The sequence below is a fragment of the Paenarthrobacter sp. GQ52 genome (assembly GCF_059759005.1).
Genome location: NZ_JCAXEJ010000002.1, coordinates 194128 through 221032, shown reverse-complemented (window position 1 = coordinate 221032; position 26905 = coordinate 194128). Strand labels below are relative to the sequence as shown.

Sequence of the window (26905 nt, the reverse complement as noted above, 5' to 3'; positions counted from 1 at the left end):
TGGGGCCGGCCGCCCACCTGCTACTTTTTCGAGGGAGTCAGGCCCCAAAGCGGCGGCAGGGTGGAATAGCGCTGCGGTGTAACCGTGATTTCGGCGGTGCTGGCAAAGACGTTGTCAGACTGGATGTAGGGCGCAAACCAGGCCTGGTCCACCAGGTAAGTGTTCAGTTGACGGAACGTTTCGGTCTGGGCCTCACCGGTTTCGCCTTGGGCTTTGTTGATCAGATCAACCACGGTGGGATCCGAGACGCGGAACGGGTTCCAGAGAGATTCGGGAGTGAGCGCGATCTGGGCGAAATCCCACGGACGCGGGCTGTTGAGCCCGAAAATCGCTGCGGGATACTTTCCTGCCAATAGATCCGAGATGAAGGTCTGGCCGTTCACTGGCTGGTACTGCGGCGTGATGCCGATAGCCGTCAACGCTTCAGTTACAGCCGCTTGCTGGTCCGGATAGACGGGTGATACATCCGGCATGGGCAAGGTGAAGCCGTTTGCGTAACCGGCGTCGGCGAGAAGCTTCTTGGCGGCGTCCACATCGAAGGGGTACTTCTTGTCCAGCTCAGGAATGAAGGCGTCACTTGTGGAACTGAAGACTTGGCTGGTGGCCTTACCTTTACCGCCGAAGACCTGCGCCTGGATGGCGTCGCGGTCCAAGGCCATGTTGATTGCCTGGCGGACCTTGGCCTCGGCGAGCGCAGGAACCAGGGAACCCTTGCGGTCGAACAAGTACAAGCCGCTGGTGGTGTAAGCAGGGCTGGTTTGGATGTTCAGGCCTGCGGATTTAAGGCTGTTTGCATCTTTGTCGGTTACCACTGCGAAGTCGGCTTCGCCAGCCCGCAGTGCGTTGAGGATTGCATTGTTGTCGTTGAAGACCGTGACTTCGATGGTGTCGAACTGGAAGTCTTTGGCGTTCCAGTAGTCAGCGTTTCGCGTGTAGATGTACTTGATGCCGGTCTGGGACTTTGCTGCGTCCAGGATATATGGGCCGGAACCTACGGGGGTGGTGTCCAGCTCCGGGGTTCCCAAGGCTTTGGGGCTGGCAAGGACACCGGCGGTTCCGCCCAGGTTCGGCACGAGCGATGGGTCAGGAGCGGAGAGCGTGACCGTGAGGTTGGTGGCGTCGGTGACGGTGACCTCCTGGATGAAGCGCAGTTGCCCACCGGCTTCACCGGTGCCCTTGCGGGCGGAATCAAGATTGGCCTTCACCGCGGCGGCATCCAGCGGCGTACCGTCGGTGAATTTGACGCCTTCCCTGATAGTGAGGGAGAGCCTGGTCCGGGCGTCATCGTAAGACCACTTGGTCACGATGTTCTCGGCCGGTTCTCCTTCATTGGTGTTCCGGAAGAGGGAGTCGTAGACGGGCTGAAGGAACTGGGTGGTGGGGCCGGTGCCGAAGTTGCCCGGCGAGAAGGACTCGGGCGGCGCAATGGCTGCAATGTCCAACTCAGTGGGGGCGGTGGAACCACCAGCGGAAGAGCCGGTGCAGGCAGTAAGCGCCATGACGGCTGTGACGGCGGCAATGCCGACTAATTTGCGCATGTTTCTCCTAGACAAGGCGTCGAAAGCTCAGCTTCGAGTGATCCGACTGTTCTCCGGCGACAACGCTACGGAGATCGATAGGTATTGCGGTGAGTGGTGGCTGAAATGCCGTGGAAAGGCGCCTTGCTTCACAGGGAATCCCGCAGATTCCTTGTATGCGTTACGGGCGCAGGGCCAACGGATGCAGAGGGTGTGCTCCATGTGGTCTCCCTCGCCGTCGAGGTTTATGTTGCTGGTTGAGCGCTTTGTGGCGCCTGTTACAACGATAATCCGGCGACCGGAAGAAGTCAACAACTTCTTCCGGTCTTCGGAATATTAGGCAGAAAGTCCTTCGATGCTTTCACCCATTTGACTCAGGGGTTGCGTCAGCCGCTCCAGGAGCCCGGGCAGGTTGTCTTTGGAGAAGAGCTCGCCAAGAACAAGCTGGGCAGCCCCTACGACGCCGCCTACCTGCTCGTCAATGGCAGATAACTCCACGAGCAGGTCCGGAGCGCCCGTGGAGGGCAGCCGTTCAAGGACGGCTTGCTGTATGGGCTTGAGCACTATGTCCTTGGCCCGGGCAATGCCACCGCCAACCACCAGCATGTGAGGAGCGAAGAAACTGACCAGGGTTGCCAGGCTGCTTCCAAGAAGTGCCGCTGTTCGGTTGAGTAGCTCCCTCGCGGAGGCATCTTCGTGCTCAGCGGCCAGGGTCACGTCATAGGCGCGAACGCGTCCAGTGTCCTTAAGGACTTGCGCGAGGTAGGGGCTGCGTCCCGTTTCGGCCAGCATTAGGCCATCCCGCTCAATCGCCCATCCACTGGTGACTGCTTCAAGGCAGCCCGTGCGTCCGCACCTGCAGGCGACCACTCCGGCCTCGGGAACGGCCACATGGCCTATTGAGCCTGCCAGGCCATGGGATCCCCGGTAGAGCCTGCCGTCGGTGATGAGGGCAGCTCCAACTCCGGCGCCGGCCCCGAAATAGAGCAGGTGCTTTGCCTTGGCAGCCCGCGGATTGCTCTCTATTTCAGCTAGCGCCAGAAGATTGACTCGATTGTCCACCCATGCCGGAACCGGCCAGCGCGCCGCGAACTCTTCCCGTACGGGGTAGTCCTCCCAGCCCGGCATGACCGGTACGCCAACGGGAGTGCCGGTATCGAAATTGACCGGACCGGAGAGTCCCACGCCGATCCCCAGCAGGTTGTTGCCGCTTTGCTCCCTGATGACGTCGTCGATGATCGCATTGACCTGGCTCAGGATCCGCGCGGGCCCTTCGCTGATCTCGCATAGCTCCCGGTGGCGGATGCCCAGCAGGGCGCCGGCAAGATCGGAAGCGCTGATCACCATTTCGTTGGAGGCGATGTCCACTCCTATGACGTACCCGGCCTGGGCGTTGAGGGACAACAGCTTGGCGGTCCGCCCGCCCGTGGAGGGAGCGCGGCCGGGGGAGTGGATAAGCCCGATCTGTTCGAGTTCTGCAACTCGCTCGGCAACAACACTGCGCCCGAGCCCAACCTGATCGGTCAGGCTTGCCTGCGTAATGCCGTCCTGCCAACGGATTGTCTCCAGCACTGATGCCAGTCCGGTGTACCGCTCTATGGCCATTGATTTTCCCTCCAAGCGCCTTCAGCACCTTGACGCAACCCGCGGCGACAGCCCGACCACCCTTGTCGTAAATGGCCGGGCGGTCAGGGTGCTTTTTGGGTCACCATCCGCAACTTTAGCTTGCGCTGAACATGACTAAGTGTATAACTTTTTCCGGTAAGCGGATAAACTATATGAAACCCATCACATAAGGAGGCCGCATGCGGCGATCTGTCAGGACCACAGACGACGGCGTCCAGTACCGGGACTTGAACGGAAACGGAGTGCTGGATCCGTATGAAGATCCCCGGCTGGATGCAGCCACGCGCGCCAAGGATCTCCTGACCCGCCTATCGGTCGAAGAAAAAGTCGGGCTCCTCTTCAACACGGTGATGGTCGTCGGTGAGGTCGCGGATCACGACGCATCGAGTCCTTTCGGGCCGGAGTCTCCGCGCGACTTTGTGGTGGGCAGGTCCATAAACCATTTCAACGTTGGCCAATTCCCTTCCGCCCAGCACATGGCGCGTTGGCAGAATGCCATGCAGGAGCTCGCAGAGCTCACACCACACGGGATCCCCATTACTTTTGCCACCGATCCCCGCCATGGCTTTGCACAAAATGACGGTATGGCCTTTGCCGCGGGCTCGTTTTCGCAGTGGCCCGAACCTATGGGCTTTGCCGCACTCGGCGATTCTGATGTCATAAGCGACTTCGCGGAGACGGCCAGGCAGGAGTATGTGGCCATAGGGCTTCGTGCCGCTCTCCACCCACAGATTGACCTGGCATCTGAACCGCGCTGGGCACGCCAACTTCAGAGCTTCAGTTCAAACTCCGCGGTGGCCTCGGAGTACGGTGCGCTGCTCATAGCAGGTCTCCAGGGCGGGAAGCTGTCATCCTCGAGCGTTGCCTGTACGGCTAAGCACTTCCCGGGAGGCGGGGCGCAAGAAGACGGGGAGGATCCCCACTTCCCGCAAGGCAAAGCTCAGGTTTACCCAGGGGGCAACTTCGAAGAGCACCTGGCACCGTTCCGTACTGCGATCGCCGCCGGCACGAGCGCGATCATGCCCTACTACTCATTGGCGAAAGACCTTGTCATAGATGGCGTGGAAGTCGAGGAGGTGGGCTTCTCGTACAACAAGTACCTGATCACGTCACTTCTTCGAGAACAGCTCGGCTTCGAGGGTGTTGTCCTGAGCGACTGGCAGCTTGTCACTGACCTTGAGGTCTTTGGTCTGCCCTTTCCCGCCAAGGCGTGGGGTGTTGAGCACCTCAGCCCTCTGGACCGGGTGCAGAAACTTTTCGACGCCGGCGTGGACCAGCTTGGTGGCGAATCCTGCACGGAGTTGGTACTTGAGCTGCTGGCCAGCGGCAGGTTGTCCCCGGAGAGAGTGGATGCATCGGCGCTGAGAATCCTCCGGGTTAAATTCGAGCTGGGGCTCTTCGACAACCCTTACGTTGACGCGGATGCCGTCATGGAGGTGGTGGGATCTGAGCAGTCCCGCGCGGCCGGACACCGCGCCCAGGCAGAATCCATCACCATCCTCAAGAACGAAGGGCTGCTGCCCCTGGCGCCCGGTACCCGCATATATGTAGAAGGTGTGGACCCGGCCTCTGTTGACGATCGCGTGCTCCTCGTTTCGGAGATGGCGGAGGCTGATGTGGCGCTGGTGCGGCTGGCTGCGCCCTTCGAACCCCGCAACGAGTACTTCCTGGACGCCATGACGCATCAGGGCAGCCTCGACTTCCCTGACGAAGAGATCGCGCGGGTACGAGCGATTGCAGCGGAACTCCCTGTGATCTTGGACGTCTACCTCGAACGGGCAGCAATTCTGACCCCCTTCGACACCGTTGCAACTGCCATCACCGCCAACTTTGGAGCATCCGAAGCTGCACTGCTGGATGCCCTGACTGCAACGATTCCTCCGAAGGGCAGATTGCCGATCGAACTGCCTCGCTCCATGGCTGCCGTCGAAGCCTCACATCCTGATGTCCCCAACGACACTGAAGATCCGCTCTACCCCTATGGTGCCGGCCTCAGCCTGTCATCAACTTCCCGGAGCGAGTCCGGGATGCTCACGTGAATCGGATGAACGGCGAACACCAATCGAGCGAGGTTCTCTGGAGTGAGTTCGTTGATCCCCCGGATTCGGCGCGGCCGCGTGTGTGGTGGCACTGGATGGACGGCAACGTGGATCTCGAAGGCATTCGCGCCGACCTTCGTTGGCTCCATTCGGTGGGCGTCCGAGGGGTACAGGCCTTCGACGGGGCGCTGGGTAATCCGCTGGTGGTGGACGAGGCTGTGATTCCCGGCAGTGAGCAGTGGCGCGAAGCTGTTGCCGTTGCGGTGGCGACAGCGCACGACCTCGGCTTGGACTTCACTGTTGCCACTTCTGCGGGGTGGAGCGCCTCCGGAGCCCCCTGGGTTGAAAAGGCTGACGCCATGCGCAAGCTGGTGTGGTCGCAGACTGTCGTCCATGGCGGCCAATTAACCCAGCTTAACAAGCTCCCGGACATCGCAGGGCCGTATCAGGACATCCCCAAGTGGGGAGTCGAACCGCATGAAGGCTCGGGCGATGCTAAAGACCTCTTCGCGTTGGCCATCCCGTTCAACAGCGCCCACGATGCTTTGGAGCCCACATTCGTCCGCACGTCCGACTCGCCTACTGAAGCGGTCACCGCCAACCGTGCCACCGCCGTCGACGGTTTCCGCTTGACCCGTGACCCAAACAACCCCTCCATGGCCTGGATTGAACAGTCCTTTGTCACTCCTGTGACCGTGCGTTCGTGCGTCATCGAGCTCCCCGGCCCTCACGGTTTCGGTGCGGCGCCGCCCGCAACGGCCAGCCTTGAGGTCCAGGACGACGACGGCGGTTACGTCACCGTCTGCACGCTGCCCGCGACACAATGCCCCTCACGGAGCATGTCCTTCCCGCCGGTCAGCGCGACGCACTTCCGGTTGCGGCTCGAAGCCGAGGGGATATCGACCGTTCTGGCAGCGTTCGAGAAAGGGGTGGTGCCCCCACCGGTATTTCGGCCACTAAGCGAGTTCACCGTCAAAAGATTCGCCCTCTACGAAGCCAGCATGCCTTCCCACCGGGAGGCGAAGAGTGGTTGCTCCACCGCACTGGACTACGACGCCCTTGATACAGACCCCCGTGCAGCATTCGCTGCAGTGCCGCTCGCCAGCATCCTTGACGTCAGCAGTCAGCTTTCACAGGGCCGGCTCACCAGCCCGCTTCCCGAGGGCAAGTGGAGAGTCGTTCGCTTCGGCTCCTCGCTCACGGGCCAGACCAATGGCCCGGCGCTCGCGGAAGCCACGGGACTCGAAGTGGACAAACTCGATAGTGAGCGAGTTCGGCGTTACATTAAAACCCATCTGGCGCAGTTCGAGGACACACCGATTGACGGGCTGCTCAGCGACAGCATAGAGGCCGGACTCCAGAACATCACGGATCACCTCGACGCCGGCTTCCTCCGGCTTCGTGGCTACGACGTGATCCCCTGGATGCTCACCACGGCCGGGTTCCTGGTGGAGGACGCCTACTCCAGCGACCTCTTCCTCGCCGATTTCCGGCGGACGATCGCTGAAGTCTTCTCTGAGTCGTACTACGGAACTTTGTCCGAGGAAGCACATCAGCGTGGCGCGATCTACTACGCGGAAGCGCTGGAAGACCGCAGGCCGCAGCTCGGCGACGATCTGGCCATGCGCTCCCACGCAGATGTCCCCATGGGGGCCATGTGGACCTTCAGTTCTGAAGCCGGCCCCGCGCCCACCTATGTTGCCGACCTCAAAGGCGCATCATCGGTGGCACATGTCTATGAACGTAGCCACACCGGCTCTGAAGCCTTTACCTCAGGACGAAACCCTTGGAGTGATTCGCCGAAGTCCTTGAAGCATGTGGCTGACCTCCAACTGGCCCTCGGTGTGAACCGTTTCTGCATCCATACTTCCCCGCACCAGCCCACCCAGGTATCACCACCGGGAATCGCCCTGGCGCCCTCGCTCGGCCAATCCTTTACCCGCAACGAAACCTGGGCGTCCGCTGCCAAGCCTTGGGTGGACTATTTGGCCCGGTGCTCGCATCTTCTTTCTCTTGGTCGGCCAGCGGTGGATATCGCCTACTTCATCGGCGAGGAAGCCCCCGTTACGGCGCTTTTCGGTAACGCATTCAATGACGACGTTCCAGTTGACTACGACTACGACTACATCGGCCCGGACGCACTGAGCAACGTATTGAATGTTAAGGCGGGCGAACTGCAGGCGGGCGCCTCCCGCTACAGACTTCTTTACCTCGGCGGTGCCAGCAACAGGATGAGTACAGGCGCCCTCCAAGCGATCCTGCGATTGGTGAAACAGGGTGCAACGGTGGTGGGTGAACGTCCAACGGCCAAGCGCTAACTGGCTGACGAGGACACCGAGTACAAGCGTTTGTGTCACCTCATTTGGGACAGCCCGAACAGTGGCAAGGTTTTCGCCACTGCAGATCTGGCTTCCGTGCTTCGGGAGCATTTCCTTCCTCGTGTGATCGTAGAAGACCCCCGGGTACGGCGGATCGCTCGATGGGTGGACGGCGATCAGCCACTGATTTTCATCGCCAACCCTGTCAACGAAGAGCTGCACACCACCTTGAGGCTGCAGGATACGGGTGGCACATTCGTTGCTTGGGACCCGGTGACACTCAGACAACATGCCCTCATCCGATCCGAGGATGGAGACGGCTTCGCTGTGCGCCTACCCCCTTATGGTTCGCTCTTCATTCTCAGAGGCGAAGCGGATCCACATCCCGAAAACGAATGGGTTACAGAGGCCTCCGGTGAGTGGACGCTCACCATCCCCGGCTCCAATCCGGTGCCGCTGGCCCACGCCAGTTATTGGACCGACCCTGGACTCGGGGCCGAGCACTTCTCCGGAACGGCTACGTATCTGGTGGAGTTCCAGCTCGATGGCCCCGAACTCCCGCACGCTGTCCAGTTCTCCGATATTGCTGATGTAGCGCGCCTCGAAATCAACGGAGAAGAGTCAGGAATTCTCTGGACTGCTCCGTACAGAGTGTCCACCAACGCGCTGAGGCCCGGAACAAACCGGATCGAAATCAATGTCACTAATCCGTGGCGCAACAGGCTGATTGCAGAAGCCCGCAGCAACACCGGGACGCTATACCCACCTATGACGAGAGTGTTCAACGATGAAGCCGACATCCAACCGTCGGGCTTACTGGGGCCACTGAGCTTGGTCTACAAAAACCGCCCGTAATCTCCACTAGTGAAAAGACTGGACGTATGACATACCAAACAACGCAGCCCGCTGTGAGCCTGGAGGGCCAGCGCCGGGCCGATCTCGGCGATGGAACGTACCTGAACCCGGTGTTCGCAGGGGACCACCCGGACCCGGCCATCCTGCGCGACGGCGATGACTACTACGTGACCTTCTCCTCGTTTGAGTCCACACCCGGACTGATCATCTGGCACTCACGAGACCTACTGAACTGGCAACCGCTGGGACCGGCCCTTTCCACGCCCATCGGCTGTGTGTTCGCTGTAGACATGTGCAAAGTGGACGGCCGGTACTTCATCTACATACCGATCATTCCCACCGCCATCTCCCCGGACCCAACTGCGCCTGTGCTGACCTATGTCATTCATGCCGAGAACATGGCGGGACCTTGGAGCGAACCGATCAACCTGGGCATCGAAGGGCACATCGATCCGGGGCACGTGGTGGGGGAGGACGGCAACCGCTACCTGTTCCTCAGCGGAGTCAGCCGTGTCCGGCTCACCGACGACGGACTGGCTATCAACGGGCCCGTGGAGCACGTCTACGATGGCTGGCGCTACCCCGACGACTGGGTGGTTGAAGCCTACGCACTGGAGGGGCCCAAACTGACCCGCCGAGGCGAATGGTTCTACCTCACGACGGCGGTGGGCGGCACCTCCGGTCCGCCCACCGGGCATATGGTCGCCGTCGCCCGCTCCCGCTCCATTGACGGCCCGTGGGAGGACTGCCCCCGCAATCCGATCATCAGGACATGGGATGCGGATGAACCGTGGTGGAGCAAGGGACATGCCACCCTGTTCGAGGGCCCCAACGGCCAATGGTGGAGCATCTATCACGGCTACGAAAAAGGGTTTGCCACCCTCGGCCGGCAGACACTCTTGGAACCCATCACATGGGACAAGGAGGGATGGCCAAGGGCAGGCGGGGGAGACCTGTCATTGCCATTGGCCGCACCCTTGCCCGCGGTGTCACAGGGCGCCGATAAGAGCCATGGCTCGCCGCTTTCCGATGATTTTTCCGCCGGGCGCTTTGGAGCCCAGTGGTCGTTTCACGCCCCGTCCAAGGATGAGTATCTTCGGGCATCCTTGGACGATGGTCTGGTCCTGCAAGCCCGCGGATCAGGACCCTCTGACAGCTCGGCTTTAACGTGCATTGTTGGCGATCGGCGCTATGAGATCACGGTTGAGATGGACGTCAGTGACGGTGCCCAAGGTGGCATGCTGCTGTATTACAGCGATCGGCTGTTCTGCGGCATGGGTCACGACGGCAGCAGCATGACCAGCTACCGTGCAGGCAGGGCCATTCCATATTGGCGTGAGCCTGCGCCTGCGGCCAGAACGTTGCACCTGCGAATTGTCAACGACAACCACATAGTCACCCAGTACTACAGCCTGAACGGAACCGACTGGACCAGGCACGGACTGCGGTTCAACGTGGAGGGGTACAACACCAATACCGCCGACGAACTCCTCAGCCTGCGCCCGGCACTGTTCGCATCCGGGGCGGGGGAAGTACGGTTCAGGAACTTCACGTACCGTGCGTTAGCCTATTTCCCCTAAAACAGCGGCCAAGGCACCGCTGGCATCCCGCCGCTCGGAGCGGGGAACCGCCCTGCCAAGAGCAAGCGAGCACAGCGCGTGGCAAGCGATGCGATTTCTTCGGCGCTGAGTAGGTCGGCCAAGTCCCGGCCGAGCCCACCGCGCAGTCCGTCGGCGACGCGATCGATGCCGTCGCGTTCCTCAGCGGTAAGGGGGTCTCCCAGCCATCCCCACAGCACCGTACGCAGCTTGTGGTCGTGGTGAAAGGTGAGCCCATGGTCCACGCCGTGGCGGTGTCCGTCAGTCATGGCGAGGATGTGGTCGCCTTTACGGTCGGCGTTGTTTACGATCATGTCGAACACCGCCATGCGTCGGAGTGCTGGTGTGTCTTCGTGAACCAGCGCGACCGTCCGTCCGTTCTCGTCTTGACCTTCGAGAACGTGTTTCCAGCCTGCGTCGGGCACCTTGTCTGTTGCAAACAGGTTCACGGCGCGTTGGGACGGGTCTTGCTCTTGCCACAGCTGCACCATTCCGGTGCCGAAAGGGCCATCGCGCAGCCACGTGCGTGGAACGATGTCCCAGCCGGAGACCTGCGACACCAAGTAAGCGGCCACCTCACGGTGGGCAAGGGTGCCGTGCGGAAAGTCCCACAGCGGACTTTCGCCGGCTATCGGCTTATAGACGACTTCGACGTCGCCGATGCTGCCCAGGAATGTAGCGTTGGAGGCCGTGGTGATGCGCCCGGTGAGGGTCAGCTCGGCGGTCACCAGGTCCGGCGTCGGCATCAGACCTCAGGAAGGGTGCAGATGTGCCCGTCGGCGTCTATGGGATAACCGCAGTTCGAACACGTCGGACGCCCGGCTCCCACGATCTCACGGGTTCGCTTGGCGAATGCACGCGCGGTGCCCACCGGCATTCGCACCAGCAGCATCTCGCTGGCGTCGTCTCCGTCAGCCGATTCGTCGTCGTCATCCTCATCGACATCATTGATGGGGTACGCCTCAACCACCACCTGGGCGGTGGTTGGGTCCCAACCTAAGCTCATGGCGCCGGCGCGAAATTGCTCCTGAACGGTTTCAAGGGGGTCGTTGTCGACAAGCTCAATGGGAGTACCCGTGGGAACACTGAACGGGTTGCCCTCGGCAGTGATCAGTTGGTCGAGAATATCGTCGATCTTATCCGCAAGCAGGGCCGACTGCTGCTTCTCCAAAGCAATACTCACGATCTGCTTCCCTGCGCGCACCTGCAGATAGAACGTGCGTGCGCCCGGGAGTCCAATGGTGCCGACTACCACTCGATCAGGCCAGGCAAACTCGTGAACACGTGTAGGCATGTCAGTATTTTAGGCATAGAAGGTTCATGGCGCGCTCTGCCCTGCACCGCCGCCTACCGGCGCATCGCCTGAATGGATGCCGTTCGACAACCATGACAGGTCACCCGCATCGGTGTTGGTCGCGTAAACGCTCGGCCGGCTGGGGCCATAGCGCACGATCGACACGGATGCAGGGCCCACGTTAATACGCTGGAACAGGTCAAGGTGCATGCCCAGCGCGTCGGCGAGGATGGCTTTGATGATGTCACCGTGGCTGACGGCCGCCCACACCGCCCCGGGCCCATGCTCGGCTTCGAAAGCTGCATCGTGGCGTCGGATCGCTGCCACGGACCTGGCCTGCATCGCGGCCATGGATTCACCGCCGGGAAACACGACGGCGGACGGTTGCGATTGCACTGCCGGCCACAGGTCCTCGGTGGCAAGATCAGTGAGCGTACGGCCCTGCCACAGGCCGTAGTCGCATTCGGTGAGATCCATATCGATGGGTGCGTACGGCGTGCCAGGCTGACGGTCGAGGATGAACCGGGCGGTCTGCAGGCAACGCTCAAGAGGGCTCGACACCACCCCGACTACCGGCACGGCTGCGAGCCGGTCTGCCATCAGAGCCGCCTGTTCCCGCCCGGTCTGGTCGAGGCTGACGCCGGCGGCCCGCCCGGCCAGCAGTCCAGCGGCATTAGCTGTGGTGCGGCCGTGCCGCACGAGAATAACTGTCGCCATCCACCCAGCCTAACCACCCGCGCGACGGCCGTGTGAACCGTTCCGCGCCAGGCATCGAACAGGCACCTCGTACTCGTTGTACGTGGTCGGAAATCGAGGACTACAGTGGTTGTATGGCTGCAAGCCGCAACCCGCTTGATGACCTGCGCGAAACCGTAGGCCATCTGGCCAACCAGCTCAAGCTGTCAGGTTCCGAGCGCGTCGACGACCTGATGGGCGATTTCATCGGCGCGAGGCCAGGGCCGGCCCGGCCGCTATCGGAAGTACAGGCGGAACTTGACTCGCTCGTCGGGCTGGAGACCGTGAAGGAACAGGTGCGGGCCCTTGTTGCCCTGCTCCAGGTCCAGGCCCGCCGGAAAGCTCACGGCCTCCCGGAGGTGGCCACATCACAGCATCTGGTGTTCCTCGGAAACCCGGGCACAGGCAAGACAACCGTGGCGAGGCTTCTGGCCGAGATGTACCGCGCGGTGGGCCTACTGCAGAAGGGCCACTTGGTGGAGGTCGACCGTTCGGGCTTGGTGGGGCAGTATGTGGGGGCGACCGCCATTAAGACGGACCGGGTGATCCGGCGTGCGCTGGACGGCGTCCTGTTCATCGACGAGGCCTATGCGCTGGCACCGGAGGATGGCCGGATGGATTTCGGCCCGGAGGCGATCGAGGTCCTGCTTAAGCGGATGGAGGATCATCGCCACCGCTTAGTGGTGATTGTGGCCGGGTACCCGCGGCTGATGGAATCCTTTTTGCTGTCCAACCCCGGATTGCGATCCCGGTTTGCCCGGGAGATTACGTTCCCCGACTACTCCGTGGACGAACTCCAGACGATTTTCCACCAAATGCTGGCCCAGCACGAGTACACCTTGGAGCCCGGTGCGGACCAGATGTTGCGTCGCATCCTCACCGGGCTCCACGCTGGCGAGGACTCGGGCAACGCCCGGTTCGCCCGCACGCTGTTCGAGCAGGCGCTCAACCGGCAGGCGCTGCGGCTGTCACGCGACGAGGAACACAGTCTCGATGCGCTCGATCGTGATGCCGTCATGACCCTCACCGCGGACGACGTCGTTGAGGCAGCGCTGGCCTTGGGCGAGGAACCGGAGCCGGAACTGGAACTTACGGCCGAACCTGAACGATCCCGCTGGTGGCGCTGGCTGGCCTGATCCGATCTAAGGGGTGACAGGGGCGCCCGTGAAACCCGGACGCCCCCTGGTGTTAAAACTCGACCGCGGCCCCCGCAGAGGCAACGGCATGGTCATTTTCTACCGTGCTTCCGCTGACGCCCACAGCGCCAATAACATGGCCGTCCTGGCTGTACAGGGGAACGCCGCCGGGGAACGTAATGAGTCCTCCGTTGGATACTTCGATGTTGAAGAGGGAACCCCCGGGCTGGGAGAGTTCGCCGATCGAACCTGTTGGCATATCGAAGTATCGGGCGGTGCGTGCCTTCCGTATTGCTATGTCGATGCTTCCCAACCATGCACCGTCCATCCGGACAAAACCTTTGAGGTTGGCGCCTGCATCCACGACAGCGATATTCATTGCCGTTCCTTGTTCCAGTGCAGCCTTGGCGGCTGCCGCGAGAACGGATTCTGTCTGGGCTTGGGTAATGTCAGCCATAGTTTCTCTCCCTTGAGAAATTACTTCGTATGCTTTCTTTCTGTCAGATCCCGCTACGCGATCGGTGCCGGAGGTCGTTCACCGCTCAACACTGCCAGTGCGTTATCGGCGGCGAGCATGGCCATGGCTGTACGCGTTTCCACTGTGGCTGAGCCGAGGTGCGGCAGGAGGGCGACGTTGTCCAGTTCCAGCAGACCGGGATGGACGCGTGGTTCTTGCTCGTAGACGTCAAGTCCGGCTCCCGCGATTGCACCTTCGCGGAGGGCTGTTGCCAGCGCGTCTTCGTCCACGATCGGTCCGCGCGCGGTGTTGACGAGGAACGCGGAGCTCTTCATCGCAGCGAGTTGTTCGGCCCCGATCAGGTGATGGGTTGCAGGGCCGTAGGGGCAGTGCAGTGAGACGACGTCGGAGGTGGCCAGCAGTTCGTCGAGATCCACCCGTCGGGCGTCCAGTTCCGCTGCGATCACGGGATCGATCTCGCTGCGGGACTGGTAGACGACATCCATGCCGAACGCTTTGGCCCGCCGTGCGGTTGCCTGGCCGATTCCGCCCATGCCTACGACGCCGAGCGTCTTGCCCTGCAGGCTGCTGCCGAGCAGGAAGAACATGCCCCACTTCCACGCCTGGCCGGAGCGGATGAGCCGTTCACCTTCGCCGAGCCGACGGGTGGCCATGAGGATGAGGCCGAACGCGATGTCGGCCGTGGCGTCGGTGAGCACGCCTGGCGTGTTGGTGGCCACGACGCCCCGTTCGCTGCAGGCGGGAACGTCGATGTTGTCATATCCGACGGCGACATTCGCGACGACCTTGAGCTGCGGTCCGGCGGCGTCGAGCAGTTCTGCATCAACGCGCTCGGTGAGCAGGGACACTATGGCATCGGCGCCGGCTACCCGACGCAGAAGTTCCTCGCGGGTAATGGTCCCGGGTCCATCCCAGGCCTCGACGTCGTGTTCGGCACGGAGTTTTTCAATGGCGGCGTCGGGGATGCGTCCTGTGACGACGACGCGGCTCATGCGGTCACGATCCAGTCCCGGAGGCGGCCGAGGCCCTCACGGATATCGACGACGTCGATGCCTGAGTAGGCGAGCCGGATGTACTGCCTTTCTTCGCCGGGTAAGCGTCGGCCGAAGTGCTCGCGGGTGCAGAAGGAGACCCCGGTCTTGTACAGGGCGTCGCTCGCGAAGTCGCCCACTGCCGTGTAGCCCATTTTGTCCATGACGTCAGTGACGTCCGGGAACAGGTAGAACGTCGACTGGGGCACTGCGACGTGCATTCCGGGGACGGAGTTCACGAGTTCGCAGGCAGCATCCCGCCGTTCACGCAGGATGTCGAGCATTTGTTGGACCGGTTCCTGGGTGCCGCGCAGTGCTTCGATACCTGCCCACTGCACGTAGTGGGTGGTGCATGACTCGTCGTTGGTGTTAAGGGTGCTGAGAACTTTGGCGATCTCAAGGGGAGCTACGGCACAGCCGAGGCGTGAGCCGGTCATGGCGAACTTCTTGCTGAAGGTGTAGAGGATCACGGTTCGTTCTGCCATGCCCGGAAGCGATGTGATCGAACTGGAGACTCCTTCGTAGCGGGTCTCGAAGTAGGCCTCGTCGGAGAGCACCCAGAGATTGTGCTCCTGGGCGATCTGGGCAATGGCCTCGCGCTCAGCTGCAGTGGATTCCGCGGAGATGGGGTTCTGCAGGTCGTTGTAGATGATGGCAACGGTGTTCGGCGTGATCGATGCGCGCACCTGGTCGAGGTCGATCGAGAAGCCCTGGCTAGTGGGGAGGTAGCGGTACGGTACTGCTGTGCCTCCGAGGTATTCGATCTGCGACTCGTAGATCGGGAAGCCGGGATTCGGGTACAGCACTTCCTGACCGGGGTTCATCACTGCCTGCAGGAACTTCGTGATGACCGGCTTGCCGCCCGTCATGACCACGACGTTGTCGGGGGAGAGGCTGATGCCGCGGCGTGAGCCGATGTCCTCGGCGAGGGCTTCGCGCAGCTGGGGGATGCCGGGGCCGGGGCAGTAGCCTGTGTAGCCGTCGGCGATTGCCTTGGTCATGGCTTCGACGATGTGCGGGGCGGTGGGGATGTTGATGTCACCGAGGTGGAAGGGGTAAACCAGATTCCCCTTCGCCTTCCAGGCCGCCGCTGCTTGGGCGACGCTAAAGGCGGTTTCGGTGCCGAGCCGTTCGAGTCGATGCGCGAGTTGCTGCATGCTTTGTACTCCTCGTTGAGTTAAGAGTCATTCGTAGACATCTAATACATGACTAATATATCAAAGCGTCATGTGGCCTTAAGCACAAGAGGAGGACGCACTATGACGTCCTCACATGAGAGTGGCACCGCATCCGGGTAGAAACCTGGACGCAGTGCCACTGTTCTCAGCCTGCTATGACGCTAAGTCATCGGCGCGCACCCAAGTAGGTCGCAGTACACGCCGTTTTGAGCGTTCAGAACGACTTGATCTGCTACTTACTTGGGTTGTGTTTGGCTGGCCGGTGACCGGCGATCGCGGCGCGGACATCCCCCTCTTCGTGTCCGTCCTTTTTCTTGCCAAACGGCAGCACCTTAAGCAGCGGGTGCAGGATGAGCATGATGACCAGGCCCCAGACGGCACCGAGGATGGCTGAGCAGATCGTGTTCACGAGCCAGGCAAGGAAGCCACCCACCACGGGGATCCCGACGAAGGGTGTCTCCAGTACATGGACAAGGTCATAGGGGCCGTGCCAGCCGAGGTCATAGGCGCCTTGCAGCATGATGTGACCACCAACCCACAGCATGGCGATCGTCCCTATGAGGGTGATGGCGGCCAGTACGGCCGGCATCCCCTTGACGAGCAGCCGGCCGAAGCGCTGGGAGCCTTCGGAGGCCTTAGTGGTCAGGTGCAGGCCGATATCGTCCATCTTGACGATGAGCCCGACGGCGCCGTACACGATGACCGTGATCGCGATCGCTACGACGACCAGGATGAACGCCCGGACCCATAGCGACTCAGCAGCCACCTCATTCATGGCGATGACCATGATCTCGCAGGACAGGATGAAATCGGTGGTGATGGCGCCCTTGGTAACTTTCGCCTCCGCTTCGGGGCCGCGTTGGACAGCCGGTGCTTTCTCAGCTTCAGCATGGCCGCCGCGGAACTTATGCCACACCTTTTCGGCACCCTCGTAGCAGAGGTAGCTGCCGCCAAGCATGAGGATGAACGGAATTACTCCCGGGATGAAAGCGCTAACCAACAGCAATGCCGGGAGGATGATCACCAGCTTGTTTCGCAGCGAGCCCCAGAAGATCCGTTTGATCATCGGCAGTTCGCGTGACGGGTCCGCCCCGGAAACGTATTGGGGGGTGACTGCGGCGTCGTCAATCACGACGCCGGCAGCTTTGGCCCCGGCTTTGGCCGCACCTGCCGCGATGTCGTCCACGGAGGCAGCCGCTATGCGGGCCAGCGCTGCGACATCGTCCAACAGTGCGACGAGACCGCCGCTCACAGGAGAACTCCGTCCTGCTTAAGGGCGGGCAGCGGCGTGTGAATACCTGGGTAGAGTCGCATAAATGGCATGTTCGGAGTATACGATGACGGAGGTCTTGAGCCGCAGTGACGGTGCAGGAGGCCTAGTGTTCCGTGTCCGCCGCTGCATGCTTTTTGGCGCTCTTTTCCGCGTCCTTCTCAGCACGCAGCGCCTCCGCCTCATGCTGCTCCTCAGCCTTTTCCTGGTGGATGACCTGGGCGAAGAGCTTCTCCATCTCCTTGGCTACCCCGGCAGCTGAAGCAGGATTCTGACCGGTGACCAGTCGCTCGTCCACTGCCACCTTTTCCTCGAAGACACCTGCAGAGACATGGCGTGCCCCCTGTTCCTCCAAGCGGTCTGCCAGGAAGAACGGGATGACCTTGTCTTTCCCGGCGGCAACTTCCTCGTCGTTGGTGAAGGCGGCTACGTCCCGGCCTTGGACAAGACGGAATCCGTTCTCCAGTTCCACATTCAGCAGTCCAGCCGGACCATGGCAGACCGCGCCCACCAAGCCGCCGGCGTCGTAGACGCTGGCGACCAGGCGCTGCAATCCTTCGCTGTCCGGGAAGTCCCACATAGTGCCGTGTCCTCCCACGAGGTAGACGGCATCATATTGCCCGGGGTCAATGACATCCACGCGGGCAGTGTTGTAGAGGCTGGCGCGCGTGGTCTCATCCTTGGTAAAAGCAACCTGGATGGGATCCTCCGTGTCTACCTCGTCGCTGGGAGGCTGCCCGCCCTTGATGGAGGCAAAATCGACGAAGTGGCCTGAATCTTTGAAGACCTTCCAGGGATGTGCGGCCTCGGCCACGTTGTAGCCGGTCTTCTCACCCGTATCGCCGAGCTCGGAAACGCTGGTCAGTACCATGAGGATTTTCTTCATGAAGTGCTCCTATCGTCCAACGTCCAAACGTCCACACTACGCCCCGCCCCTATGCTTGCCTTATGTCTACTGATGAAGAGAAGGACCCTCCCGTACCGGCTGACGTTGAGGGGAAGATCCCCAAAAAAGTTCACGACGTCCCGAGCGAAGAACAACCGGAAGCATCTACCGACGAATCCAGCGGAAATTAGACGGCAGACAGCATGGTTCCGTGCCCTTTCAATATCAAAACCGCCTGTTGACATTCGGGAAGTAACGCGGGTAACCTAAATCACATGCCAAGCAGGTAACGCGCGTTACCAACAGCATCCCTGCGGCCTGGCCAGACAATGATTGCCTGGCACCACACTGGACCAAACAAGAGCACCCGGAGTAATTCAATGGCGAAATCCACCCCTGATGAGGCCGTACCTGTACGGCAGCGGGGAGTCACCATGAAAGACGTCGCCAAACATGCCGGCGTTTCCCGGACTGCGGTTTCGTTTGTTTTGAGCAACCGCGAAAACGCCAGCATTTCCGAGGAAACCCGCACTCGGATCAACCACGCTGTGCAGGAACTGGGTTACAGGCCCAACGCCGGTGCCCGTGCGCTGGCATCGCGGCGCAGCGATTGGTACGGGATCGTGACGGAGATCGTCACGGCACCGTTCGCCGTCAACATCATCAAAGGAGCCCAGGACCAAGCCTGGCTTGACCGCCGGTTCCTGCTCATCGCGCCCTCCGACCAGGCCGATGCCGTAGGACCCAACGAGGGCCTGGAAGATGCTGCAACTGAAAAGCTGCTGGAACAACGAGTGGAAGGACTTCTCTACGCAGCTACTTTTCACCGGGGCGTCCACGTTCCGGCGAGTGCCAATGAAGTACCCACCGTGTTAATCAACTGCTTCGATGCAGACGGTAAGCTTCCCTCGATCGTCCCTGACGAGCGTGGGGGAGGAAGGATCGCCGTCGAGCGGTTGCTCCAAGCCGGCCACACCCGGATTGGAGTCATCAACCTTGACCCGGTTATTCCTGCTGCAGTGGGGCGGCTGGAAGGTGCACGCGAAGCGCTTGCCGTCGCCGGACTGGAGCTGGACCCGGAACTGGTGGTGTCGGGATATGCCACGGCCGATGGCGGTTACGAAGCCGCTTGCCGGATACTGGACCGCTATCCACAACAGGACAGGCCAACGGCCTTGTTCTGCCTCAATGACCGCATGGCGATGGGCGCATATGACGCCATCAAGGAACGGGGCCTGACCATCCCCGGGGACATCGCCGTGATCGGCTTCGACAACCAGGAACTCATCGCGGCCTACCTACGGCCAAAGCTGACGACGGTTGCGTTGCCATTCGAAAAAATGGGCGCCTTGGGCGTCCAAACGCTCGCCGCACTAACAGCAGGACAGCCGATCATTGCCGACCAGCAATTGGTCGACTGTCCGCTGCTAGAACGCTCTTCGGTCTGACCGCGAAATCAACGTCGAAGAGCAAACCCCTTACCAACCCCTTCACCTTGCTGATGAAGATAGGAAAGAGATAACCATCATGACACAACCCCGATATTTCAGGGCTGCCCGGATGACGGCGGCAAGCCTTGCAGTGGGCGCAATGCTGCTCACCGGCTGCACGGCCAATGTCACCAAGACAAGCACTTCCGACGCCGGAGCGAACGCCAGCGCGTTTCTCACCATCCCGCGTGAGGACATGGGCACGTTCGTGCAGAACTTCAACCCGTTCGCTCCCACGGTCAACCCGATGGTTCAGCAGTCCATTTACGAATCCCTCCTGATCTTCAACCCGGCCAAGGGAGACACGGTGCCGTGGCTTGCCACCGAGTGGAATGCTGCGGAGGACGGCAAGTCACTTACCTTCACCCTCCGTGACGGTGTGAAGTGGTCCGATGGGCAGCCCTTCGTGGCTGACGATGTTGCCTATACGTTCGAACTTCAGAAGAAGATCAAGGGCGGCTTCGAGTATCTGGACACCGTTTCGGCCGAGGGCAACAAAGTCACTTTCAACTTCAACAAGCCCTGGTCGCCGGCCCTTTACGACGTCGGCCAGCTCGTCATCCTGCCCAAGCACATCTGGTCCGCTTTGCCGGACCCGGAAAAGGACGCAAACGCCAAGCCGGTGGGCACCGGACCCTACACCGAGGTGGACAGTTTCCAGGCCCAGTCGTTCGTGCTGACCAAGAACCCGAACTACTGGCAGCCGGAGAAGCAGAAGATCGCCGGCATCAAGATGCTCGCTTTTGCAGGAAACGACGGCGCCAACCTCGCGGCCGCGAATGGCGACGTGGACTGGGCCCCGCAGTACATCCCGAACATCGAAAAGACCTTCGTTTCCAAGGACAAGGAACACCGTCAATACTGGTTCCCAGCCACCGGTGCCATGATCAACTGGCAACTCAATACCACCAAAGCTCCGTTCAACGACGTTGATGTCCGTAAGGCACTGAGCATGGCCGTTGACCGCGATCAAGTCACCAAGATCGGCATGAGCGGCTACGCCAAGCCGGCGGACTGCACCGGGCTCTCCGGCAACTATGAGAAGTGGAAGAACGCAGCGGTCAAGGACAACTGCACATGGACCAACCACGATGTGCAAAAGGCCAACGAGCTTCTGGACAAGGCCGGATACCCCAAGGGAGCCGACGGAAAGCGCACCCTCAAGGACGGCAAGCCGTTCGAATTCGAGATCTCCGTGGGTGCGACTTCCTCCGACTGGCTGTCAGTAGCGAATGTGATCGCGCAGAACCTGGCCGAAGTGGGCGTAACTGCCAAGGTGGAATCCCCTGATTGGGCTGCCGTGGTTGCCGGCTATGAGACCGGCGACTTTGACTCCGGCATTGTCTGGAGCGCCAACGACCCCAGCCCGTACAAGTACTTCAACACGTCAATGGGCACAGCAACAGTTAAGCCCGTGGGCACCAAGACATTCGACAACTACCACCGCTTCGGCGACACGAAAGCGGATGCGCTCCTGGCCGACTTCGCCGCGGAAAGTGATGAATCCAAGCAAAAGGAACTCGCCAACAAGCTGCAGGAAGAGTACAACGACGTCGCACCGCTGGTACCGCTGTTCTCAGGACCGGAATGGGGAGCCTTCAATGACACCCGGTTCACCGGCTGGCCCACCGAGGGCAACCCGTACGCCACCCTGTCGGTCCGTTCACCTACGACGGTGCTGGTTCTGACCACGCTGGAACCGCGCAAGTAGTCCCCACCGCCGCCCTAACCTCGCTGCGCTTCGGCCAGGGAACCCGGGCGGCGTGGGCCCACCACCGCCGCCCTAACCTCGCTGTGCTTCGGCCAGGGAACCCGGGCGGCGTGGGCCCACCCACCGCCACCGCTTTTGGCCCTAACAGGCCCACACCGCACGTCCGGGCGGCCAGCTCCGCCCGGGCGTGCCCCAAAACTTTCCGCAATTCCCGAATGGAGGGAAACCGTGCGCTTCATCCTGCGCCGCCTGGGTTTCTACCTGATCGCCTTCTGGGCATCCATCACCCTGAATTTCCTGCTCCCGCGTTTCATGCCCGGCGACCCCGTCTCCCGGATGTTCGCCCGCTCCCAGGACCGAATGCAGCCCGAGCAAATCGAGGCCCTGCGCAAGCTGCTCGGTGTTGACGATCGGCCCATTTGGGAACAATACATCGACTACATTCACAACATCTTCACCGGGCAAATGGGGGTATCCATTTCCCGTTTCCCCACCCCAGTCACCGAGGTCATCTCGTCCCAAATCGGCTGGACACTCCTGCTGGGCGGTACCGCACTGGTGGTTGCCGCCGTCGTGGGTAACCTGCTGGGTATCCTCGCCGCGTGGCGCCGTGGCGGGGCGATCGATTCAGCGCTTCCACCGGTGCTGGTTTTCATCGGCTCGTTCCCGTACTTCTGGCTTGCCATGGGTGCGCTGTACCTGTTCGGGGTGGTGCTGGGGTGGTTCCCGATCCGGCATGCGTTCACTGACGGTTTGGAGCCGGCGTTCACTTGGGAGTTCATCGGCGACGTCGGTGCCCACCTTGTGCTGCCCGCGCTAACGATCGTGCTGGTCTCCATCGGAGGTTGGATGCTGGGCATGCGAAACACCATGATTGCCACGAATTCGGAGGACTACATCACTATGGCCGAAGCCAAGGGACTCCGACCCGGCCGCATCATGCTCCGCTACGCAGCACGCAATGCCATGCTCCCGTCGGTAACGAGTTTCGGCATGGGATTGGGGTTCGTGGTGGGTGGTGCGCTGCTCACGGAGGTGGTGTTCGCTTACCCCGGCGTCGGCTACCAACTCCTCAATGCCGTCCAAGGCCTCGACTATCCGCTCATGCAGGGCCTGTTCCTGACCATCACCGCCGCTGTGCTGCTTGCCAACTTCCTGGTGGACATCCTCTACGTCCGCCTCGACCCGCGCGTGCGCAGCAACTAGAGGACTGATCATGACAACCGCACTTCTGAAGCAGCCAACTCCAACACCGGCTGTCCGCAAGCCCAACCGCAGTTTCGTCCACGGGCTCCTCAACAACAAGAAGGCCCTGACGGGCATGGCCGTGATGTTCATCTTCATTGCCTTGGCCCTGCTGGCGCCGGTGCTGTTTCCCGGCGACCCGTCGAGGATTACCGCGATGGCCTCCTTGGAACCATCTGCCGAGCACTGGCTGGGCACCACCGCCAAGGGACAGGATGTGCTCGCGCTGACAGTCCACGGCTCACGGAGTTCCCTTTTCGTGGGGCTGACAGTCGGGGTGGCGTCCACGTTCATCGGCATCCTCGTGGGCCTCGCCTCGGCGTACTTCGGCAAGTTCATTGACGAAGCACTGTCCCTGGTCACCAACGTTTTCCTGCTCCTGCCCGGCCTGCCGCTGCTGGTCATCCTGGCCGCCTTCCTTCCGCCCGGCCTGGGCACGGTAATCCTGGTACTCGTCGTCACCGGCTGGGCCGGCTCTGCCCGCGTCCTTCGCTCACAGGCGTTGTCCATCCGGTCCAAGGACTTCGTGGCTGCGGCCGTGGTGTCCGGGGAACGGGCCGGCCGGATCATGTTCCGCGAAATCCTGCCCAACATGGCCTCGATTGTCATGGGCACCCTGCTTGCCTGCGTGATTTACGGAATCGGCGCCCAAGCGGGCCTGGAGTTCCTGGGCCTGGGCGATGTCAGCACGGTCTCCTGGGGCAACAACCTCTTCTGGGCCGGCAACGAAGGCGCCCTGCTCACCGGCAGTTGGTGGGTCTTCGTCCCCTCAGGCGTGTGTATAGCGCTGGTCGCCTTCGCCCTCGCCCTTATCAACTACGCCGTGGACGAAGTCACCAACCCGCGATTGCGAAAAATCAAGACTCCAAAAGACACCCAAAGGAGCGCCGCCAAATGACCGTGTCCCAAGTTTCCTTCGGTTCCCACGAACCAGTCCTCGACGTCAAGGAACTCACCGTCAAGTACATCGGCGACACCCGCTCCACCACCGCCGTCGACCGCGTTTCCTTCAGCATTGGCACCGGTGAGGTGTTCGGCCTTGCGGGGGAGTCGGGCTGTGGGAAGTCCACTATTGCCAACTCGATCATGAGGCTCCTGAAGGACCCCGCGAAGATTGCAGGCGGAAGCATCTCCTTCGGCGGCAAGGACGTCCTTGCCATGAGTCCGGAAGAGCTGCGCCGCTTCCGCTGGCAGGACGTGGCCATGGTCTTCCAATCGGCCATGAACTCGCTCAATCCGGTGATGACCATAGGCGAACAGATCGTGGACATCTTCACCACGCACGCCGGCTACTCGCGCAAGGAGTCGTTGCGGCGTGCCGGTGAACTGCTGGAACTCGTGAGGATCGATCCCGCACGGCTCAAGTCCTATCCGCACCAACTCTCGGGCGGCATGCGCCAGCGGGCCGTGATCGCCATGGCAGTGGCGCTCAAGCCGTCACTGTTGATCCTGGACGAGCCCACCACCGCACTGGATGTGGTGGTGCAGCAAGAGATCATGGCGCAAATCAAGGAACTCCAGCGTGAGCTAGGCTTCTCCGTCCTCTTCATCACCCACGACATGTCCCTCATGGTGGAACTCTCGCACCGCATGGCCGTGATGTACGGCGGCCGGATTGTGGAGACCGCGAAGGCCCAGGACGTTTACGCGAATCCGCGCCACCCATACACCCAGGCGCTCATGGGTGCATTTCCGCCGCTCACCGGCCCCCGGGTTCCGTTGACGGGACTGCCCGACGGCGTGAAGTTCCGGAACATCCCCGACCTCACCGAGGAAGCACCCGGCCATTTCGTGGCTCCCTTTGGTGCCGGGACCCCCGCGGTTGATTCAGCAAACCTGGAAGGAGCTGCACGATGAGCCACTCACTCATGACCCCACCGGCCGTTTCCGGCACCGGCACCCCTGCCCTTGAAATCCGCGGCCTGGGCAAATCATTCCCCGTTGGCGGCCTGTTCTCCCGCGATTCTGTCCGTGCCCTGCACGGCGTCGACCTGAGCATTGGTCGCGGTGAGATCGTGGCCCTCGTGGGGGAGTCCGGTTCTGGCAAGAGCACCTTGGCCCGCTGCGTCGCGCGACTCGAGAAGCCGAGCTCCGGTGCGATCCAGATTGACGGCGTCGACATCCTCAAACGTGACCGATTCCAAGCCTCGCGTGCATTTCGATCACAACTGCAGATGGTGTTCCAAGACCCCTTCGGTTCATTGAATCCTGCTCACAGGATGGACCACTTCCTGAGACGGTCGTTGGCAATCCACGGCAAGGCCGGCGGGTCCGAGCAGGAGACCCAGCGTCGTCTTGCAGAACTCATGACCACTGTTGGCCTGCAGGCTGACATGCTGAACTCTTATCCGCATGAGCTTTCCGGCGGCCAGCGCCAACGCGTTGCCATAGCCAGGGCGCTCGCCGTTGAACCGCAGGTCATCCTGGCCGACGAGCCCACCTCCATGCTTGATGTTTCTGTCCGGATCGGCGTGCTGAACCTGATGCGCAAGCTCCGCGACGAGCAGGGTATCTCCATGCTCTACATCACCCACGACCTCGCTTCCGCCCGTTACTTGGCGGACCGGACTGCCGTGATGTTTGCCGGTGAACTCGTTGAGGAAGGCGGGTCCCTGGACTTGCTGTCCAACCCCGCACACCCTTACACGCAACTGTTGGTTTCAGCCGTACCGGACCCCGCACGGGCCGGCTCGTATGATCCCGTCCGCAGGGCCGAACTGCGGCAGGCGGTCATGGCCTCAACGCACTGCGCGTTCGACGGCGATCCGAGCCAGGCATGTTCGGCCGAAGAACCCGTGCGCCATCAAGTTGGTGACCCCGCCAACCGACACTGGGTGCGCTGCCATCTTTACCGGCCGTGGGCCGCAGCCGGCGGCCACGCTTTGGCGAGTGAACCAATCCAACCCAGTGGCCCGGCGTCGAACGCTCAGGAAGAGGCATCCGCATGACTGAACTAACCCACCCGCTCGCCACCGTTCCCCGGGACGAGTTGCTGACCCGTGCTGAGGCCGACCCTCTTCGCCCGCGATTCCATTTTGTGTCGCCGGCCGGCTGGCTCAACGATCCCAACGGCGTAAGCCAGTGGAATGGCACGTACCACCTCTTCTACCAGTACAACCCGGAGGGTGCTTTCCACCATCGCATCCAGTGGGGCCACGCCACCAGCACCGACCTGGTCACCTGGACGGACCTGCCCGTTGCCTTGGAACCGTCCGAGGGACCAGACGCCGATGGCTGCTGGTCGGGGGTATTGGTGAACGACGGCGGCAAGCCCACCTTGGTGTACTCGGGACGGCTCGAGGGCAAAGAGCTGCCCTGCGTCGCTGTGGGATCTGCGGACCTGCAGAACTGGACCAAGGACACAGGGAATCCTGTAATTGCGGCTCCGCCCGTTGGAGTGGAGATCACTGCTTACCGTGATCATTGCGTATGGCGCGAAGGCACCAAGTGGCGCCAACTGGTGGGCTCGGGCATTCGCCACCGCGGCGGCACGGCCTTCTTGTACGAGTCTTCAGACCTACGGTCTTGGGACTACATTGGACCCTTGTTCATCGGCGATGCTTCGCAGGGCGATCCTGCGGACACTGACTGGACCGGGACCATGTGGGAATGCGTTGACCTGTTCCGTGCCGGACAGGGCTCGTTGGGTTCTGCCCGTACTGACAACTCGCCTGATGTGCTGGTCTTTTCCGCGTGGGACGACGGCGTGACCCGCCATCCGCTGTACTGGACCGGCCGCTACGCCGGGGATGCCTTCGAGCCGGAGGCCCTGCACCGGCTGGACTACGGAGGCCGCTTCTTCTACGCACCGCAGTCTTTCGAAGATGAGTCCGGCCGCCGGATCATGTTCGGCTGGATGCAAGAAGGCCGAAGTGATGCGGCGATGGTGGAAGCCGGCTGGTCGGGTGTTATGAGCCTGCCACGGGTCACCACCTTGGGCAGCGATGGAACCTTGGAGTTCACGCCGGTCCCCGAAATTGAGAAGCTACGCAGAAAACACGTCAGCGTCCCCGGCCAGGTGTTGGTAGGGGCCGGAAGGTCCCTTGAGACCGGTGTGTCCGGTAACCAGCTGGACCTTGAGTTGGACGTGCAACTGGCACCTGGAGCGGAGGTTCGGCTCGGAGTGCTCGCCTCCCCGGATGGTGCCGAGGAGACCGTGATAGTGCTGAGGCGGGCCGCAGATGGAACCTCCGCCGGCACTCTCCGCTTGGACCGTACCCGCAGCAGCCTCAACCCTGCCGTCGATGTGGAGGACAAGTCCGGACCCGTCCCGATGTCGGACGGCCGGGTTAGCCTGCGCGTGGTGGTGGACCGGTCCGCCGTCGAAATTTTCGCCAACGGCAAGCCCCTCACGGCCCGTGCCTACCCGACTCTAGGCGGCGAGCGCGTGACATTGGCCGCTACCGAAGGTTCGGCGCGGCTCCTTACTTTCGACGCCTGGACCATGGCCGGGATCTTTGAAGGTACCCGGAGTCTTTTGCCGGAAGGAAAGTGAAAC

23 protein-coding genes are annotated in these 26905 nt (G+C 61.7%); 13 read left to right on the top strand and 10 right to left on the bottom strand.

The window, feature by feature from the left end; translation table 11 throughout:
• Positions 1 to 20 precede the first annotated feature (20 nt).
• A complete protein-coding gene (locus AC6CH8_RS04555) occupies positions 21 to 1538 on the bottom strand; it encodes an ABC transporter substrate-binding protein (protein WP_402937076.1) in 1518 nt (505 codons plus the stop codon).
• Between the two features lie 315 nt (positions 1539 to 1853).
• Positions 1854 to 3122, bottom strand: a complete 1269-nt coding sequence (locus AC6CH8_RS04550) for an ROK family transcriptional regulator (protein WP_402937074.1) — start codon at positions 3120 to 3122, stop codon at positions 1854 to 1856.
• Between the two features lie 200 nt (positions 3123 to 3322).
• Here AC6CH8_RS04550 and AC6CH8_RS04545 point away from each other — a divergent pair, with 200 nt between their 5' ends.
• The 4 genes from AC6CH8_RS04545 to AC6CH8_RS04530 all read left to right on the top strand — a co-directional run bounded on the left by AC6CH8_RS04545 (position 3323) and on the right by AC6CH8_RS04530 (position 9935).
• Positions 3323 to 5182, top strand: coding sequence for a glycoside hydrolase family 3 protein (locus AC6CH8_RS04545; protein WP_498188956.1), 1860 nt, complete (start codon positions 3323 to 3325; stop codon positions 5180 to 5182).
• Between the two features lie 5 nt (positions 5183 to 5187).
• On the top strand, positions 5188 to 7500 hold the full coding sequence (locus tag AC6CH8_RS04540) for a glycosyl hydrolase (protein ID WP_498189245.1): 2313 nt from the start codon (positions 5188 to 5190) through the stop codon (positions 7498 to 7500).
• A gap of 123 nt (positions 7501 to 7623) precedes the next feature.
• Entirely contained in the window at positions 7624 to 8355 is a 732-nt protein-coding gene (locus AC6CH8_RS04535) for a glycosylhydrolase-like jelly roll fold domain-containing protein (protein WP_498188954.1), read from the top strand.
• A 26-nt stretch (positions 8356 to 8381) separates the two neighbouring features.
• Positions 8382 to 9935: a family 43 glycosylhydrolase gene (locus AC6CH8_RS04530; protein ID WP_498188952.1), complete on the top strand. Its 1554-nt coding sequence runs from the start codon at positions 8382 to 8384 to the stop codon at positions 9933 to 9935.
• Here the strand turns inward: AC6CH8_RS04530 and AC6CH8_RS04525 are convergent.
• From AC6CH8_RS04525 to AC6CH8_RS04515, 3 genes are read right to left on the bottom strand one after another with little or no spacing between them, the layout of a single operon-like run.
• Positions 9932 to 10699, bottom strand: a complete 768-nt coding sequence (locus AC6CH8_RS04525; protein ID WP_498188950.1) for an SCO1664 family protein — start codon at positions 10697 to 10699, stop codon at positions 9932 to 9934. The genes AC6CH8_RS04530 and AC6CH8_RS04525 overlap by 4 nt on opposite strands.
• The gene (locus AC6CH8_RS04520) at positions 10699 to 11247 is read right to left on the bottom strand and encodes a DUF3090 domain-containing protein (protein WP_498188948.1); all 549 of its coding nucleotides are present in this window, start codon (positions 11245 to 11247) and stop codon (positions 10699 to 10701) included. Before AC6CH8_RS04520 ends, AC6CH8_RS04525 begins: the two co-directional genes overlap by 1 nt.
• A gap of 24 nt (positions 11248 to 11271) precedes the next feature.
• Positions 11272 to 11964, bottom strand: a complete 693-nt coding sequence (locus AC6CH8_RS04515) for an MSMEG_4193 family putative phosphomutase (RefSeq protein ID WP_498188946.1) — start codon at positions 11962 to 11964, stop codon at positions 11272 to 11274.
• 113 nt (positions 11965 to 12077) lie between these two features.
• Here AC6CH8_RS04515 and AC6CH8_RS04510 point away from each other — a divergent pair, with 113 nt between their 5' ends.
• A complete protein-coding gene (locus AC6CH8_RS04510; RefSeq protein WP_498188944.1) occupies positions 12078 to 13118 on the top strand; it encodes an AAA family ATPase in 1041 nt (346 codons plus the stop codon).
• Between the two features lie 52 nt (positions 13119 to 13170).
• Here the strand turns inward: AC6CH8_RS04510 and AC6CH8_RS04505 are convergent, their stop codons facing one another.
• The 5 genes from AC6CH8_RS04505 to AC6CH8_RS04485 form a co-directional block, all read right to left on the bottom strand.
• Complete coding sequence (locus AC6CH8_RS04505) at positions 13171 to 13575, bottom strand: GlcG/HbpS family heme-binding protein (protein ID WP_402937061.1); 405 nt, start codon at positions 13573 to 13575, stop codon at positions 13171 to 13173.
• A 53-nt stretch (positions 13576 to 13628) separates the two neighbouring features.
• Positions 13629 to 14588 (bottom strand): 2-hydroxyacid dehydrogenase, encoded by a 960-nt coding sequence (locus AC6CH8_RS04500; protein WP_498188942.1) that lies wholly within the window; start codon positions 14586 to 14588, stop codon positions 13629 to 13631.
• On the bottom strand, positions 14585 to 15784 hold the full coding sequence (locus tag AC6CH8_RS04495; protein ID WP_498188940.1) for a pyridoxal phosphate-dependent aminotransferase: 1200 nt from the start codon (positions 15782 to 15784) through the stop codon (positions 14585 to 14587). Before AC6CH8_RS04495 ends, AC6CH8_RS04500 begins: the two co-directional genes overlap by 4 nt.
• Positions 15785 to 16037: 253 nt before the next feature.
• Positions 16038 to 17057, bottom strand: a complete 1020-nt coding sequence (locus AC6CH8_RS04490) for a DUF808 domain-containing protein (RefSeq protein ID WP_402937007.1) — start codon at positions 17055 to 17057, stop codon at positions 16038 to 16040.
• A gap of 124 nt (positions 17058 to 17181) precedes the next feature.
• Positions 17182 to 17961, bottom strand: a complete 780-nt coding sequence (locus tag AC6CH8_RS04485) for a type 1 glutamine amidotransferase domain-containing protein (protein ID WP_498188937.1) — start codon at positions 17959 to 17961, stop codon at positions 17182 to 17184.
• A 62-nt stretch (positions 17962 to 18023) separates the two neighbouring features.
• Here AC6CH8_RS04485 and AC6CH8_RS04480 point away from each other — a divergent pair, with 62 nt between their 5' ends.
• From AC6CH8_RS04480 to AC6CH8_RS04445, 8 genes are all read left to right on the top strand, one after another.
• Positions 18024 to 18152, top strand: coding sequence for a hypothetical protein (locus AC6CH8_RS04480; protein WP_402937003.1), 129 nt, complete (start codon positions 18024 to 18026; stop codon positions 18150 to 18152).
• Between the two features lie 189 nt (positions 18153 to 18341).
• On the top strand, positions 18342 to 19409 hold the full coding sequence (locus AC6CH8_RS04475) for a LacI family DNA-binding transcriptional regulator (RefSeq protein ID WP_498188934.1): 1068 nt from the start codon (positions 18342 to 18344) through the stop codon (positions 19407 to 19409).
• 79 nt (positions 19410 to 19488) lie between these two features.
• A complete protein-coding gene (locus tag AC6CH8_RS04470) occupies positions 19489 to 21162 on the top strand; it encodes an ABC transporter substrate-binding protein (protein ID WP_498188932.1) in 1674 nt (557 codons plus the stop codon).
• A 228-nt stretch (positions 21163 to 21390) separates the two neighbouring features.
• On the top strand, positions 21391 to 22368 hold the full coding sequence (locus tag AC6CH8_RS04465) for an ABC transporter permease (RefSeq protein ID WP_498188930.1): 978 nt from the start codon (positions 21391 to 21393) through the stop codon (positions 22366 to 22368).
• A 10-nt stretch (positions 22369 to 22378) separates the two neighbouring features.
• The gene (locus AC6CH8_RS04460) at positions 22379 to 23305 is read left to right on the top strand and encodes an ABC transporter permease (RefSeq protein WP_498188928.1); all 927 of its coding nucleotides are present in this window, start codon (positions 22379 to 22381) and stop codon (positions 23303 to 23305) included.
• The gene (locus AC6CH8_RS04455) at positions 23302 to 24264 is read left to right on the top strand and encodes an ABC transporter ATP-binding protein (RefSeq protein ID WP_498188926.1); all 963 of its coding nucleotides are present in this window, start codon (positions 23302 to 23304) and stop codon (positions 24262 to 24264) included. Before AC6CH8_RS04460 ends, AC6CH8_RS04455 begins: the two co-directional genes overlap by 4 nt.
• Positions 24261 to 25355, top strand: a complete 1095-nt coding sequence (locus AC6CH8_RS04450) for an ATP-binding cassette domain-containing protein (RefSeq protein WP_498188923.1) — start codon at positions 24261 to 24263, stop codon at positions 25353 to 25355. Before AC6CH8_RS04455 ends, AC6CH8_RS04450 begins: the two co-directional genes overlap by 4 nt.
• Positions 25352 to 26902: a glycoside hydrolase family 32 protein gene (locus tag AC6CH8_RS04445; RefSeq protein ID WP_498188921.1), complete on the top strand. Its 1551-nt coding sequence runs from the start codon at positions 25352 to 25354 to the stop codon at positions 26900 to 26902. The genes AC6CH8_RS04450 and AC6CH8_RS04445 overlap by 4 nt, the downstream gene beginning before the upstream one ends.
• The last annotated feature ends 3 nt before the right edge of the window (positions 26903 to 26905 follow it).